13 protein-coding genes are annotated in these 13,252 nt (G+C 72.6%); 8 read left to right on the top strand and 5 right to left on the bottom strand.

The window, feature by feature from the left end:
- Nucleotides 1-9: 9 nt before the first annotated feature.
- Nucleotides 10-1,683 (top strand): FAD-binding dehydrogenase, encoded by a 1,674-nt coding sequence (locus tag AB0M11_RS18360; protein ID WP_365706568.1) that lies wholly within the window; start codon nucleotides 10-12, stop codon nucleotides 1,681-1,683.
- A 158-nt stretch (nucleotides 1,684-1,841) separates the two neighbouring features.
- Here the strand turns inward: AB0M11_RS18360 and AB0M11_RS18355 are convergent, their stop codons facing one another.
- Nucleotides 1,842-2,189 (bottom strand): DUF488 family protein, encoded by a 348-nt coding sequence (locus tag AB0M11_RS18355; protein ID WP_365706566.1) that lies wholly within the window; start codon nucleotides 2,187-2,189, stop codon nucleotides 1,842-1,844.
- Between the two features lie 165 nt (nucleotides 2,190-2,354).
- Between AB0M11_RS18355 and AB0M11_RS18350 the strand changes: the two genes are divergently transcribed.
- The 4 genes from AB0M11_RS18350 to AB0M11_RS18335 all read left to right on the top strand — a co-directional run bounded on the left by AB0M11_RS18350 (nucleotide 2,355) and on the right by AB0M11_RS18335 (nucleotide 7,222).
- Entirely contained in the window at nucleotides 2,355-3,758 is a 1,404-nt protein-coding gene (locus tag AB0M11_RS18350; protein WP_365706564.1) for a M1 family metallopeptidase, read from the top strand.
- A gap of 131 nt (nucleotides 3,759-3,889) precedes the next feature.
- The gene (locus AB0M11_RS18345; protein ID WP_365706562.1) at nucleotides 3,890-4,633 is read left to right on the top strand and encodes a hypothetical protein; all 744 of its coding nucleotides are present in this window, start codon (nucleotides 3,890-3,892) and stop codon (nucleotides 4,631-4,633) included.
- A gap of 31 nt (nucleotides 4,634-4,664) precedes the next feature.
- Nucleotides 4,665-5,366 carry a response regulator transcription factor gene (locus AB0M11_RS18340; RefSeq protein ID WP_365706560.1) on the top strand — a complete coding sequence of 234 codons (702 nt, stop codon included), beginning with the start codon at nucleotides 4,665-4,667 and terminating at the stop codon, nucleotides 5,364-5,366.
- On the top strand, nucleotides 5,363-7,222 hold the full coding sequence (locus AB0M11_RS18335) for a HAMP domain-containing sensor histidine kinase (protein WP_365706558.1): 1,860 nt from the start codon (nucleotides 5,363-5,365) through the stop codon (nucleotides 7,220-7,222). The genes AB0M11_RS18340 and AB0M11_RS18335 overlap by 4 nt, the downstream gene beginning before the upstream one ends.
- On the opposite strand, the gene AB0M11_RS18330 is transcribed toward AB0M11_RS18335, so the two are convergent.
- Both AB0M11_RS18330 and AB0M11_RS18325 read right to left on the bottom strand, forming a co-directional pair.
- Nucleotides 7,215-7,469 (bottom strand): WhiB family transcriptional regulator, encoded by a 255-nt coding sequence (locus AB0M11_RS18330; protein ID WP_365706556.1) that lies wholly within the window; start codon nucleotides 7,467-7,469, stop codon nucleotides 7,215-7,217. The two genes, AB0M11_RS18335 and AB0M11_RS18330, sit on opposite strands and share 8 nt — an antisense overlap.
- Nucleotides 7,470-7,580: 111 nt before the next feature.
- The gene (locus AB0M11_RS18325; protein WP_365706554.1) at nucleotides 7,581-8,795 is read right to left on the bottom strand and encodes a saccharopine dehydrogenase C-terminal domain-containing protein; all 1,215 of its coding nucleotides are present in this window, start codon (nucleotides 8,793-8,795) and stop codon (nucleotides 7,581-7,583) included.
- Between the two features lie 124 nt (nucleotides 8,796-8,919).
- Here AB0M11_RS18325 and AB0M11_RS18320 point away from each other — a divergent pair, with 124 nt between their 5' ends.
- The gene (locus AB0M11_RS18320; RefSeq protein ID WP_365706552.1) at nucleotides 8,920-9,621 is read left to right on the top strand and encodes a helix-turn-helix domain-containing protein; all 702 of its coding nucleotides are present in this window, start codon (nucleotides 8,920-8,922) and stop codon (nucleotides 9,619-9,621) included.
- Between the two features lie 12 nt (nucleotides 9,622-9,633).
- Here AB0M11_RS18320 and AB0M11_RS18315 read toward each other — a convergent pair whose 3' ends face one another.
- The gene (locus tag AB0M11_RS18315) at nucleotides 9,634-10,530 is read right to left on the bottom strand and encodes a LysR family transcriptional regulator ArgP (protein ID WP_365706550.1); all 897 of its coding nucleotides are present in this window, start codon (nucleotides 10,528-10,530) and stop codon (nucleotides 9,634-9,636) included.
- Nucleotides 10,531-10,661: 131 nt separating this feature from the next.
- Here AB0M11_RS18315 and AB0M11_RS18310 point away from each other — a divergent pair, with 131 nt between their 5' ends.
- Both AB0M11_RS18310 and AB0M11_RS18305 read left to right on the top strand, forming a co-directional pair.
- Complete coding sequence (locus tag AB0M11_RS18310) at nucleotides 10,662-11,279, top strand: LysE family transporter (protein WP_365706548.1); 618 nt, start codon at nucleotides 10,662-10,664, stop codon at nucleotides 11,277-11,279.
- Nucleotides 11,280-11,408: 129 nt separating this feature from the next.
- The gene (locus AB0M11_RS18305) at nucleotides 11,409-12,713 is read left to right on the top strand and encodes an MFS transporter (protein ID WP_365706546.1); all 1,305 of its coding nucleotides are present in this window, start codon (nucleotides 11,409-11,411) and stop codon (nucleotides 12,711-12,713) included.
- 4 nt (nucleotides 12,714-12,717) lie between these two features.
- Here AB0M11_RS18305 and AB0M11_RS18300 read toward each other — a convergent pair whose 3' ends face one another.
- Entirely contained in the window at nucleotides 12,718-13,167 is a 450-nt protein-coding gene (locus AB0M11_RS18300; RefSeq protein ID WP_365706544.1) for a cyclic nucleotide-binding domain-containing protein, read from the bottom strand.
- Nucleotides 13,168-13,252: the final 85 nt, after the last annotated feature.

Genomic DNA, 13,252 nt, shown 5'->3' with positions numbered 1-13,252 from the left:
GGCGTCGCCATGGACGCGGACGTCATCGTCGTCGGAGCCGGTCTCGCCGGCCTGGTCGCGGCCCACGAACTCACCAGCAGGGGCAGGCGCGTCGCCCTGGTCGACCAGGAGAACGCCGCCAACCTCGGCGGGCAGGCGTTCTGGTCGTTCGGCGGGCTCTTCCTCGTCGACTCGCCCGAACAGCGCCGCCTCGGCATCAAGGACTCCCTGGACCTCGCCTGGAGCGACTGGCGGGGCAGCGCCCAGTTCGACCGCGAGGACGACGAGGACTCCTGGGCGGTGCGCTGGGCACGGGCCTATGTGGAGTTCGCGGCGGGGGAGAAGCGGCCCTGGCTGCAGAGCCACGGCATCAGCCTGCTGCCGACGGTCGGCTGGGCCGAGCGCGGCGACCTGCGCGCCCACGGCCACGGCAACTCCGTCCCCCGCTTCCACGTGACCTGGGGCACCGGCACCGGCGTGGTCGAACCCTTCGCCCGGTACGCCCGGCAGGCCGCCCGTGACGGCCTGCTCACCTTCCACCACCGCCACCAGGTCGACGAACTCGTCATCGAGAACGGCGAGGCGCGGGGCGTACGGGGCACCGTCCTCGCCCCGGACGACGCGCCGCGCGGTGTCGCCTCGAACCGCGACCGGGTCGGCGACTTCGAACTGACCGCCCAGGCCGTCGTCGTCACCACCGGCGGGATCGGCGCCAACCACGACATCGTCCGCCGCTACTGGCCCGAACGCCTCGGCACGCCCCCCGCCGAGATGGTCACGGGCGTCCCCGCCTACGTGGACGGCCGGATGCTCGACATCAGCGCCGAGGCCGGCGTCCGGCTGGTCAACCGCGACCGCATGTGGCACTACACCGAGGGACTGCAGAACTGGAACCCGGTCTGGCCCGGCCACGGCATCCGCATTCTGCCGGGCCCGTCCTCGATCTGGCTCGACGCGCTCGGCCGCCGCCTGCCCGACCCCTGCCTGCCGGGCTACGACACCCTCAGCACGCTGCGGTACCTGCGCACCACCGAGGACATCGCCGGGCACGACCACTCCTGGTTCGTCCTCACCCGCAAGATCGTCGAGAAGGAGTTCGCGCTCTCCGGCTCCGAGCAGAACCCCGACATCACCGCCAAGGACCGCAAGGCCGTGCTGCGCGACCGGCTGCTCGGCAAGGGGGCGCCGGGCCCCGTCCAGGCTTTCCTCGACCACGGCGCGGACTTCGTCACCGCGCGCTCCCTGGAGCAGCTCGTCGAGAAGATGAACGGCCTCACCGGCAAGCCGCTCCTCGACGCGGCCGAGGTGCGCCGCCAGATCGTCGCCCGCGACCTCCAGATCACCAACTCCTACAGCAAGGACTCCCAGGTCCAGGGCATCCACAACGCCCGCCGCTACATCGGCGACCGGCTCGGCCGAGTGGCCGCCCCGCACCGCATCCTCGACCCGGCCGCGGGGCCGCTGATCGGCGTCAAGCTGCACGTCCTGACCCGCAAGACCCTCGGCGGCATCCAGACCGACCTGGACTCCCGCGCGCTCGGCACCGACGGGCAGCCGATCGGCGGGCTCTACGCGGCCGGCGAGGTGGCCGGCTTCGGCGGCGGCGGCGTGCACGGGTACAACGCGCTGGAGGGCACGTTCCTGGGCGGCTGCCTGTTCTCGGGGCGGGCGGCGGGGCGGGCGGCGGCGAAGCAGAGCGCGTGAGCGAAGCGCCGGCAGGCCGCGGTGCGCTGCCGGCGCCGTCTTCGTCCGCGGCGTCGTCGTGGCTGGTCGCGCCGTTCCCCGCGCCCCTTTGGGGCGCTGTCTCGTCGTCTTCGTCCGCGGCGTCGTCGTGGCCGGTCGCGCAGCCTTTGAGGGTGCTGTCAGTCGGAGAGGAGGCGGGCCAGTACTGTGGCGTGGCTCTCGGTCGGGGTTCTGGATGCGGTGAGCAGGGTCACTCGGCCCTCGCGCACCGACGTCCGCAGGGCGTCGAGGAGTTCGGCGGCCCCGGGAGCGGCCAGCTCCGCCTCGTAACGGCGGGTGAACTCCTCGTAGGAGCCGCCGTCATGGAACCAGCGCCGCAGCTCGTCCGACGGCGTCAGCCCCTTCGGCCACTCGTCCACGTGCGCGTCCTCCTTGGACACCCCGCGCGGCCAGAGCCGGTCCACCAGGACGCGCACCCCGTCCTCCGGCTCGGGCGGCTCATAGATCCTGCGCACGCGCACGCTCACGATCGCTGCACCTCTCGGCTCGCCGACGGTCCCGCGAGCGTATGCGCGGGTCCGCGCCACGGGCTGCCGACGCGGCGGAGCTTGACCAGAATGAGGGGGAAACACCGCCACCCGCGCGCCTAGGCTGTGGGGCTGTTGATCACTGGCCACCCCCAAGGAGCTCATGTGCAGGGCGCAAGCAGACGTACCGCAGTCCTCCGCCGCGAGGCAGTCCTCGCCACCGTGCCGGTCGCCGTGGCGGCCCTGCTGGCCGGCGCCGGAACGGCCTCGGCGAGCACGATCGGTGCCGCGGGCGCGGGCGACCCCTACTTCCCGCTCAGCGGCAACGGCGGCTACCACGTCAGCCATTACGACCTGACGCTGCGCTACGACACCTCCTCGCGGCACCTCGACGGCAAGGCGGTCCTCACCGCCCGCGCCACCCAGAAGCTGACCCGCTTCGACCTCGACCTCAGCGGCCTGAAGGTCACCGGGGTGACCGTCGACGGCCGGACCGCCCGGTTCAGCCGCAGCGGACAGGAACTCGTCGTCACCCCCTCGCGCGCGCTCGCGAAGGGCCGGGACTTCCGGGTCACGGTGACGTACAACGGCACGCCCAAGCAGGCAACCGACCCCGACGGCTCGGCCGACGGCTGGATCCGCACCGACGACGGCGCGTTCGTCGCCGGGGAGCCGCAGGGCGCGATGACCTGGTTCCCGGCGAACAGCCACCCCAGGGACAAGTCGTCGTACGACTTCACGATCACCGTGCCCAAGGGCCGCACCGCGGTCGCCAACGGCGTCCTCCTCGGGCAGCACACGTCCGGTGCCCGTACCACCTTCCGGTGGCGGCAGACGGAACCGATGGCCGCGTACCTCGCCACCGCCACCGTCGGCAAGTTCACCGTCCAGCAGTACACCACCCGGGACGGGATCAAGGTCTACAACGCGGTCGACCCGCGCGAGGCGAGCGGGTCGGCGGCGGTGCTGAAGAAGCTGCCGTCCGTGCTGGAGTGGGAGAGCAAGCTGTTCGGGCCGTATCCGTTCCGCTCCGCCGGGTCGATCGTCGACCACGCGCCGAACGTGGGGTACGCCCTGGAGACGCAGGGCCGGCCGGTCTACGACTCGGCACCCGACCTCAGCACGCTCGTGCACGAGAACGCCCACCAGTGGTTCGGCGACTCGGTCTCCCTCACCGCCTGGAAGGACATCTGGCTCAACGAGGGCTTCGCCACCTACGCCGAGTGGCTGTACAGCGAGCAGCACGGGGGCGACAGCGCGCAGAAGACCTTCGACGCGCTGTACGCCAAGCCGGCGAGCGACGAGCTGTGGGCGTACCCGCCCGGGGATCCGGGAAGCGGGAAGAACATCTTCGGTGAACCGGTGTACGCGCGGGGGGCGATGGCCCTGCACGAGCTGCGGAAGGCGGTCGGCGACCCGGTGTTCTTCCGGATCCTGCGGATGTGGGCCTCAGAGCACCGGTACGGGCACGGGACGACCGCGGAGTTTGTGAAGCTGGCGGAGGGGCAGTCGGGAAACGATCTCGGTTCCTTGTTCCAGACGTGGCTGTACAAGAAGGGCAAGCCGTAGCCGTAGCAGCGGTTCGAGTGCGGGCCGGTGGGGGGTTCTCGCGCAGGTCCCCCCGCCCTTGACGGGGCGCTTTCGGCAACGGGCGTCTGAAGCTGACGAGTTTCTTACATCCGTCGGTCAGGGTCGGTCGCATGATCCATCGCAGAACTGCCGTTGCCCTCCTCTCCGCCTCCCCCCTCCTGCTCTCCGGCTGCGGGGGAGGCGCCGAGGCCGTGCCGAGTCGGCCGGGCGACGACCGGCCGGAGCGGGCGACGGTCTCCCCCGTCCCCGGCAGCGGCAGCCCGCGGCCGAGCGGCATACCCGGCCTGGGGCCCAGGACCACGGCCGCCGTACCCGGGCGGGCGGAACAGGTGGTCGTCGCCTCCGGGCGCGGTAAGGACTCGCCGCTCTCCACCGTCGTCCTCTACGAACGTGACGACAACGTCTGGCAGCCCGGCGCCCCTTGGCCCGCGCACAACGGCAGGGACGGCTGGAGCGAGCACCACCTGGCCGGGGACCTGCGCTCGCCCGTCGGGGTGTACGGGCTGACCGACGCCGGAGGCCTGCTCGCCGACCCCGGGAGCAGGCTGCCGTACCACCAGTCCTACGGGTTCACCTCGCCCGGCACCGGGTTCGAGGGCGAGCCGCTGGAGGGTTCCTTCGACTACGTCATCGCCATCAACTACAACCGGAAGCCGGGTACTTCACCGCTCGACTGGACCCGGCCGATGGGCCAGAGCCGCGGTGGCGGTGTCTGGCTGCACGTCGACCACGGCGGGCCGACGCACGCCTGTGTGAGCGTCGCCAAGGCGCACATGAAGGAACTGCTGCGCGCCCTGGACCCGGACCGGCATCCGGTCGTCGTGATGGGGTACGCCGACTGGCTCGCCCGGTAGACGGCCGGAACTCCGCTTAGGATCCGAACCTGTGTGCGCACATGTGCTGGTCGCCGAGGACGACGAGATGCAGGCCGAGCTGATCCGGAGGTCACTGCTCGCCGAGGGGCATACCGCGACCGTGGTCCATGACGGGTCGGCGGCGCTGGACGCGGCCCGGCGGCTCGGGCCCGACCTGGTCGTCCTGGACCTGATGCTTCCGGTGATCGACGGATTCGGGGTCTGCCGGGTGCTGCGCGGCGGCGACCCGGAGATCCCGGTGCTGATGCTCACGGCCCGGTCCGACGAGGACGACCTGCTGCTCGGCCTGGAACTGGGCGCCGACGACTACATGACCAAGCCGTACAGCCCGCGTGAGCTGATGGCCCGGATCCGGACCATCCTGCGGCGCAGCGGGCGGGCCGCCGCCGCCCGGGAGCAGGAGCCCGCCGTGGCCGCCGCCGGCATCAGCGTCGACCCCGTGCGCCACACGGTCCACTGCGACGGGGAGCCGGTGGAGGTGACCCCGGCCGAGTTCCAGATCCTGCTGGCCATGGCCGGGGAACCGGACCGGGTGTTCTCCCGGCGGCAGTTGCTGCAGTGCACCCGGGGCTTCGACCGGTCCTCCACCGAACGCGCCGTCGACGTCCATGTGATGAACCTGCGCCGGAAGATCGAGGCCGATCCCCGGCGCCCGGTGCGGCTGGTGACCGTGTTCGGCGTCGGCTACAAGCTGACCGGCGGCCGGCCGTGAAGCCCCGGATACCGTGGCGCAAACGCCTGCTGGTCCGGCTGCTGTTCACCTCGGTGCTGATCGCCGTCTGCTCCGTGGCCGCCACCGCCTGGCTCGCCGTGACGACCACCACCAACGCGCTGGAGGAGGAGCAGGGGCAGGACCTGGCCGCCGACAACAGGATCCTCGCCGAGCTCAGCGGGTACGCGGCGGACCACGCCGACTGGACCGGCGTGCGGGCCACCGTCCGCGCACTGGCGGCGAAGACCGGGCGCAGGATCGCGCTGACCACCGCCGACCGCACGCTGATCGCCGACTCGGCGCCGCACGACACCCCGCTGCCCCCGCGGCCGGCCGCCGCCGTGGACCCCCTGCACACCGACACGTACACCGAGTCCGGCGCTCAGCTCAGCGGCATCGACCCGCGCGCGGTGGGCCCGTTCCGGCTCACCGCGGCGGAGCGCGAGGAGCTGGACGCGATCGCGCTGAAACAGAAGGCGTGTTTCGGCCAGGTGGGCGTCGAGACCACCGTCCGCCACACCCCGAGCGGACGGCCGCACGTCGACCTCGACGACGCACGGGACACGCCCCTGGAGCTCAAGGTCGGCTGCGGCAACGCCTATGGCCGGCCGACGGCCGAGACACGCGACGCGCTCGACCATCCGACCGCCACCGAGACCAGGGCGCTCGCCGCGCTCACGGACCTCGCCCGCCCCTGCCTGCGGGCCAGGAACCTGGACCTCGCCGGCCCGCTCGACCTCACCTACGACACGACCGGACGCAACCCCGTCTCCGGCGGGTTCCTGGTCACCAAGCGGGGGGACGAGCAGAAGACGGACCAGTTCGCGAAGAACTGCGTCACCAGCGCCCGGCGCGCCCAGCTGGAACCGTACGTCGCCCCGGCCGCCGAACTCTTCCTCGGTATCGGCGACCAGACCACGCCCCGCTTCGACATGTCCGCGGCCAACAAGGCCCGGATCGTCGGCGCGGCCGGCCTGGTCCTCGCCGTCACCGTCGCCGTGACCGTCGTCGTCGCCATGCGGCTGGTACGACCGCTGCGCGCGCTCACCGCCGCCGTGCGGCAGCCCCCCGAACTGCACGTCCGGGCACCGGTGCGCACGCGGGACGAGACCGGGCTGCTGGCCGAGGCGTTCAACGACCTCACCGAGCGCCGGGAACGCCTGGAGGAGCAGCGCAAGGCGATGGTCAGCGACATCGCCCACGAACTGCGCAGCCCCCTCACCAACATCCGCGGCTGGCTGGAGGTCACCCGGGACGGTCTCGTCGACCCCGACCCGGCCCTGCTGGCCTCCCTGCACGAGGAGTCGCTGGTCCTGCAGCGGATCATCGACGACCTCCAGGACCTGGCCGCCGCCGACGCCGGCACCCTGCGCGTGCACCGCGAACCGGTACGCGCCGCCGACCTGGTCGACCAGGTCGCCGCCGCCTACGGGGTCGCCGCCGACACGGCCGGGGTCGCCCTCCTGACCGACGCCGACGGCGGCGCCTGGCTCCACGCCGACCCGGTGCGGATGCGCCAGGCCCTCGGCAACCTGGTCTCCAACGCGATCCGGCACACCCCCGCCGACGGCACGGTGACCCTGGCCGCCCGCCGGGACGGCGACGACGTCGTCCTCACCGTCACCGACACCGGCCAGGGCATCGCCGCCGCCGATCTCCCGCATGTCTTCGAGCGGTTCTGGCGCGCCGAGAAGTCGCGCAGCCGCCGCACCGGAGGCAGCGGCCTCGGCCTGCCGATCGTGCGGCACCTGCTCGCCGCCCACGACGGCAGCGCCGAGGCGCGCAGCGAACCCGGCAAGGGCGCCGAGTTCACCCTGCGGCTGCCGGCCGCGGCCGCCCCGGCCGACGTCAGCTGAGCCTGCGTTCCGCCCGTTGCCGGCGCCGGATCAGCAGCCGGCGTTCCGCCTCGGTCGTACCGCCCCAGACACCGACGGCCTGGCCCGTCTCCATCGCCCAGCGCAGGCAGGGCTCCCGCACCGGACAGCGCTCGCAGACGGCTTTCGCCTGCCGTGTCTGATGCAGTGACGGGCCGGTGGTGCCGATCGGGAAGAAGAGGTCCGGATCCTCGTAGCGGCACTCGGCGTGGTCTCGCCAGTCGTCCATCGAAGTCACCTGCGATCCAGGTCGATTCTGCCGTGGGTGTGTACGTTGCCCGGACCGGGTCACCGGTCCGGGCGCGGCTGAAACGGCCAAGTCCCGTGGGAATCGCGGCGGTCACTGTTCGCGCAGTCCCCACGGGGAGCCGTACTCGGTCAGCAGGTCGAGGAACGGGCGCGCCGGGAACGCCTCCGGGCCGAGGACCCCCGAGCCCGACCACGCGCCGGTGGCCAGGAGTTCGAGGGCGACGACCGGGTTGAGGGCCGTCTGCCACACCACGGCCTGACAACCGTACTCCGCCATGGACCACTCGTTGTCGACAACGTGGTGAAGATACACCTCACGCGGCCTGCCGTCCCTGGTCCCGCGCACCCAGGTGCCCGCACACGTCTTGCCGCGCATGCGGCCGCCCAGCGTCGCCGGGTCGGGCAGCGACGCGGCGACCACGTCCCGGGGCGAGACCGAGACCGGCCCGTCGGCGCCGGGCACGGCCACCGGGTCGGTGCGGTCCAGGCCCAGCAGGTGCAGCGTCTTCAGCGTCTCGATGAACTCCCGGCCCAGCCCGTACTTGAAGGTGACCCGCCGCGCGTCCACCCAGCGCGGCACGAGCAGCACCTCCTCGTGCTCGACGTTCACGCACTCCACCGGCCCGATGCCCGCGGGAAAGTCGAACACCTCGGGCTCGCTGAACGGCGCGGTGGTGAACCAGCCGCGCCCCCGCTCGTACACGACGGGCGGGTTGAGGCACTCCTCGATGGTGGTCCAGATGCTGAAGGAGGGTGCGAAGTCGTAGCCGTCCACGGTCAGGTTCGCGCCGTCGCGGACGCCGATCTCCTCGATCTCGTCGAAGAGTTCGTCGGCCGCGTACCGCGCGAACACGTCCGACAGGCCGGGCTCCACCCCCATCCCGACCAGTGCCAGCGTCCCCGCCCGCTCCCACTCCGCGGCCAGCGCGAACTGCTCGTCGCCCAGCTTGACCCCGCACTCCTCGTAGGGCCGCTCGGGATGCGGCCGCGACAGCGACATGGCCATGTCGAGGTAGTCGGCGCCCGCCGTACCGGCGGCCCGGAACAGGGGCATCACGAAACGCGGGTCGGTGGCGTTGACCAGGACGTCGCAGCCGTGCCGGGCCAGCAGCGCGGCGACGGCCGCCTCGTCGCCGGCGTCGACGCGCTCGGCGCGGAACCGGTCGTCGCCGACGGCCGCCACCGCCGCCTCGGCACGGGCCGGGTCGTGGTCGGCGACCACCATCAGGTCGTAGAACGGCCGCCGGGCCGCGATCCGGGTGATCGCCGTGCCCACACCACCGGCACCCACGAGCAGTACACGCATGCGGGAATCTCCTTCTCGGACAGAGAGCGAGGTCGACTACGGGGGGCGCCCTGGCCGGAATGAAACGCCGAGCCGTCACGTAAGGTCAATGGCGTTGGCATAAGGACGCAGGGGAGTGTGAGCGATGGCCAAACCGGTCGTGCCGGAGGAGAAGCGCCGCAGGCGCCGCCCCACCCGCGGCGGCACGGTGCTCTCCGAGCGGCTGATCGTCGAGACGGCGCTGCGCCTGCTGCGCGAGCACGGCAGCACCGGCCTGACCGCCCGCCGCCTGGGCCTCGCCCTCGACTGCGACCCCAGCACCCTGTACCGCTACTTCCGGGGCATGGACGACCTGACCCTGGCGATCGGCGACGCGCTCATCGGCCAGGCGCTGGCCGGCTGGACGCCGATGGGGGAGTGGCGCACCGACCTGCGCACGATCGGCCTGCGCGTCCACGCGCAGTACGTGTCCCACCCGCAGGCGGCCCTGCTGACGACGAACCGGGTGACCGGACGAGCCCATGAACTGGCCGCCGACGAAGCGGTCCTGGACGTCCTGCGCACGGCGGGCTTCACCCTGGCCGACACCGTCCGCATCTACCACGCCTTCATCGACCAGACCCTGGCCTTCGCGGCCCTGGACGCGGCGTCCCTCACCCTCCCGAAGGACTCCCGGCGAGCCGACGAGGACAAGTGGCACTCCACCTACGCCCGCCTCCCGCACACCACCCACCCCCGCATCGCGGAGGCGTCCCGCCTGCTGGCGAGACGCATGGTGACGAGTGCCTATCCCACGGCGCTGGAGATGCTCCTGGACAGCGCGGAACGGTCCTTGCAAGCGCCTTGAACCGGACGCCCCCTACGGCTGGCGCAACGCACCCCCCGCCGTACGTATGACCGCCTCCGCCACCGCCACCAGAGCCGGCGAGTCCAACTTCCACTGCTGCCAGTACAACGGCACGTCGACCCACCACTCCGGCCCGCCGATCCGCACCAACCGCCCCTCCCGCAGCCGCGGTCGCGCCTGGGCCTCCGGCACCATCCCCCACCCCAGCCCCGCCGTGACCGCGTCCACGAACCCCTCGGACGTCGGCACGTAGTGCCGCAGCGCACTCGCGGCCGCACCGCCCAGCCGCCGGACGAACCCGTCCTGGAAGTCGTCGACCCGGTCGAACACGATCACCGGCGCCGCGGCGAGCGCATCCGGCAGCGCTCCCGCCAGACGGTCCGCCGCGAACTCCGGCGCCGCCACCGGCAGATACCGCATCCGCCCCAGCGCCCGCACCGAACACCCCGGCACCGCCTGCGACGACGACGTCACCGCCGCCATCACCAGCCCCTCCCGCAACAGGGCAGCCGTGTGGTCCTCGTCCTCCCGGCGCAGTTCGACGTAGACGCCCGGCAGACCGGACAGCGCTCCCAGGAACCACGTCGCCAGCGAGTCCGCGTTCACCGCGACCGGGACCCGGGTGGGCTCACCGGCGCCGGCGCCGCTCATGCCCAGCTCACCGCGCGCGTCCCGCTCCAGCCGCGCCAGCTGCCGGGCGAACCGGACCAGCACCTCGCCCGACTCCGTCGGCCGCACCGGTTTGGTCCGTCGCAGCAGCACCCGGCCCGTGCGCTGCTCCAGCGCCTTCACCCGCTGGCTGACCGCCGACGGCGTCACCCGCAGGGCCGCGGCCGCCGCGTCGAAGGTGCCCTCGTCCACCACCGCCAGCAGCGTCCGCACCTGGTCGAGCGGCAGCTCCACGGACATCCTCCTGTCTGTCTTCAGCCCTGCCCTCAGCCCTGCCCTCAGCCTTCCCTCAGGCCTGCCTTCAGCTCTGCTAAGGGTACGTAAAAAACCTTAGCTGTACCTGCGGTGATCGCTTCCGTAGCGTCGAGGTCATGTCCAGCTCTCTCGCCGCCGCTGCCGCGGGCTTCGGCAGCGGCCTCTCGCTCATCGTCGCCATCGGCGCCCAGAACGCCTTCGTGCTGCGCCAGGGCATCCGCCGGGATGCGGTCCTCGTGGTCGTCGGCATCTGCGCGCTCTCCGACGCCGCCCTCATCTCGCTCGGCGTCGGCGGGGTGGGCGCCCTCGTGGTGGCCTGGCCGGGCGCCGTCCGCGCGGTCGGTCTGATCGGCGGCGCCTTCCTGCTCTGCTACGGCGTGCTGGCCGCCCGCCGGGTCCTGCGGCCAGGCACCGGCGGCCTGCGCACCGAGGGCGAGGCGGCGGGCTCCCGGCGCCGTGCGGTGCTCACCTGCCTGGCCATGACCTGGCTCAACCCGCACGTCTACCTGGACACCGTGTTCCTGCTCGGCTCCCTCGCCGCCGACCGCGGCGACCTGCGCTGGACCTTCGGCCTCGGCGCCGCCCTGGCCAGCCTCTGCTGGTTCGCCGCGCTCGGCTTCGGCGCCCGGCTGCTCGGCCGGTACCTCGCCGGGCCGGCCGCGTGGCGGGTGCTGGACGGGCTGGTGGCGCTGACCATGACCGGGCTCGGCCTGCTGCTCGTGGCGGGATCCTGAGCCGCGCGCACCCCCGGAGCGGCCGCATCCTGGGACAACCGGTTCGGCGGCGACGGATGTTGCTGCGATAGTGAACCTGCAACTGAAAGATGTAGCGGGCATCGAGAAGACCAGGACACCAGGAACTCCGTGGACACCAGCGAGAGCGGCACCCAGTCCGACATACAGACCCCCGACGAGAGCACGGCGGCCCCGCCCCGGAGCGGCTGGCGCCGCTGGGCGATGGACACCCGCCCGCTGCGCATCCCGGCCTACCGCCGGCTGTGGACGTCGACCATCGTCACCTCGGTCGGCAGCCAGCTGACCGCCGTCGCCGTGCCCAAGCAGATCTTCGACATCACCGGGTCCTCCGCCTGGGTCGGCGCGGCGAGTCTCGCCGGGCTGCTGCCGCTGATCGTGTTCGCGCTGTGGGGCGGGGCGGTGGCGGACACCATGGACCGCCGCAGGCTGCTGCTGATCACCAACACCGGTATCGGTGCGACCTCCCTGCTGTTCTTCGTCCAGGCGGCCACCGGGCTGAAGTCGGTGGCCGCGCTGATGGTGCTGCTCGCGCTGCAGCAGGCCTTCTGGGGACTGAACGCGCCCGCCCGGACCGCCTCCATCGCCCGGCTGGTCCCCGAGGAGCAGCTGCCCGCCGCCAACGCGCTCGGGTCGACGGTCATGCAGACCGGACAGGTGGTCGGTCCGCTGCTCGCCGGCGCCCTGATCCCCGTCATCGGGCTGCCCGAGCTGTACCTGATCGACGCGCTGGCGCTGTGCGTGACGGTGTGGGCGGTCCACCGGCTGCCGGCGCTGCCGCCGTTGGCCGGCGCAACGGCGCGGCGCGCCGGGGTGCGCGAGATCGTGGAGGGCTTCCGGTACATCTCCATGCACAAGGTGCTGCTGTTGTCGTTCCTCGCCGACATCATCGCGATGGTCTTCGGCATGCCCCGCGCCCTGTTCCCGCAACTGGCCGCCCAGACCTACGCCCCCTACGGCGAGGGGCTCGCGCTCGGCCTGCTGTTCGCCGCGATCCCCATCGGCGCGGTCCTCGGCGGGCTCTTCTCCGGCACCTTCTCGCGGGCGCGCCGGCACGGTCTGATGGTGATCGGCGCGGTGGTCGGCTGGGGCGCGGCCGTCGCGGGGTTCGGGCTGAGCCGCAACCTCTGGATCGCCGTGTCCTTCCTGGCCCTGGCGGGGGTGGCCGACATGGTCTCGATGGTCTTCCGCGGCGCGATCCTGCTCTCCGCCGCGACCGACGAGATGCGGGGCCGGATGCAGGGGGTCTTCACCGTGGTGGTCGCGGGCGGCCCGCGCCTGGCGGACGTGCTGCACGGCACCGCCGGCTCGGTCCTCGGACCGCGCGCGGCCGTCGCGGGCGGCGGACTGCTGGTGGTGGCCGTGATGCTGGTCCTGGCCGCCGCTGTTCCGGCCCTGCGCCGCTACCGCGTCTGACCGGTCACGCGGGCCGCCGCCCGACGTAGGCGTCGAGGAGCTTGCCGCGGGTGACCTCCAGGCGGCTGGCGAGGATCTCGGCGACGGTGCGCACCAGCGACAGGCCGAGCAGCGGGTCCTCCACGCACAGCGCGAGGACCGCCGCGGCGTCGTACTCGTACGCCCGGACCTGGCTGAAGGCCACCGCCCCGAAGTCCCAGGTGTACGGCGGGAAGAGCCAGGACCAGCCGAGCAGATCGCCGGCGCCCAGGCTCGCGACGGTGACGCGCCTGCGGGGCGTCACCTCCTGGTCCAGGTTGACCGCTCCGGAGCGGATCACCCAGAAGCGGTCCGCGGTGCCGCCGGCCTCGAAGATCCTGGTGTCCTCGGGGAAGGACACCTCGTGAGCCAGTTCCATGAGGCGCTCGCGCTGAGCCTGCGGCAGGGCGGTCAGCAGTTTGATGGCTTTGGTCATGGCTCGGGACTCCTCGCCGGCGAGGGTACGGGGTCTTTCCCTACGCCCATTTCAGCCGTTGCCGCCCCACCGGGCACCTCGAAGG

The organism is Streptomyces sp. NPDC051987 (assembly GCF_040680735.1).
GTDB lineage: Bacteria > Actinomycetota > Actinomycetes > Streptomycetales > Streptomycetaceae > Streptomyces.
Note: the sequence above shows the minus strand (reverse complement) of the source record. Positions and strands in the feature narration are given on the sequence as shown.

Excerpts from the sequence above, each read along its gene's own strand:
- AB0M11_RS18330 (WP_365706556.1), bottom strand. The coding sequence starts at position 7,469 with ATGGACGACTGGCGAGACCACGCCGAGTGCCGCTACGAGGATCCGGAC.
- AB0M11_RS18300 (WP_365706544.1), bottom strand. The coding sequence starts at position 13,167 with ATGACCAAAGCCATCAAACTGCTGACCGCCCTGCCGCAGGCTCAGCGC.
- AB0M11_RS18345 (WP_365706562.1), top strand. The coding sequence starts at position 3,890 with ATGATCCATCGCAGAACTGCCGTTGCCCTCCTCTCCGCCTCCCCCCTC.
- AB0M11_RS18360 (WP_365706568.1), top strand. The coding sequence starts at position 10 with ATGGACGCGGACGTCATCGTCGTCGGAGCCGGTCTCGCCGGCCTGGTC.
- AB0M11_RS18310 (WP_365706548.1), top strand. The coding sequence starts at position 10,662 with ATGTCCAGCTCTCTCGCCGCCGCTGCCGCGGGCTTCGGCAGCGGCCTC.
- AB0M11_RS18315 (WP_365706550.1), bottom strand. The coding sequence starts at position 10,530 with ATGTCCGTGGAGCTGCCGCTCGACCAGGTGCGGACGCTGCTGGCGGTG.
- AB0M11_RS18320 (WP_365706552.1), top strand. The coding sequence starts at position 8,920 with ATGGCCAAACCGGTCGTGCCGGAGGAGAAGCGCCGCAGGCGCCGCCCC.
- AB0M11_RS18325 (WP_365706554.1), bottom strand. The coding sequence starts at position 8,795 with ATGCGTGTACTGCTCGTGGGTGCCGGTGGTGTGGGCACGGCGATCACC.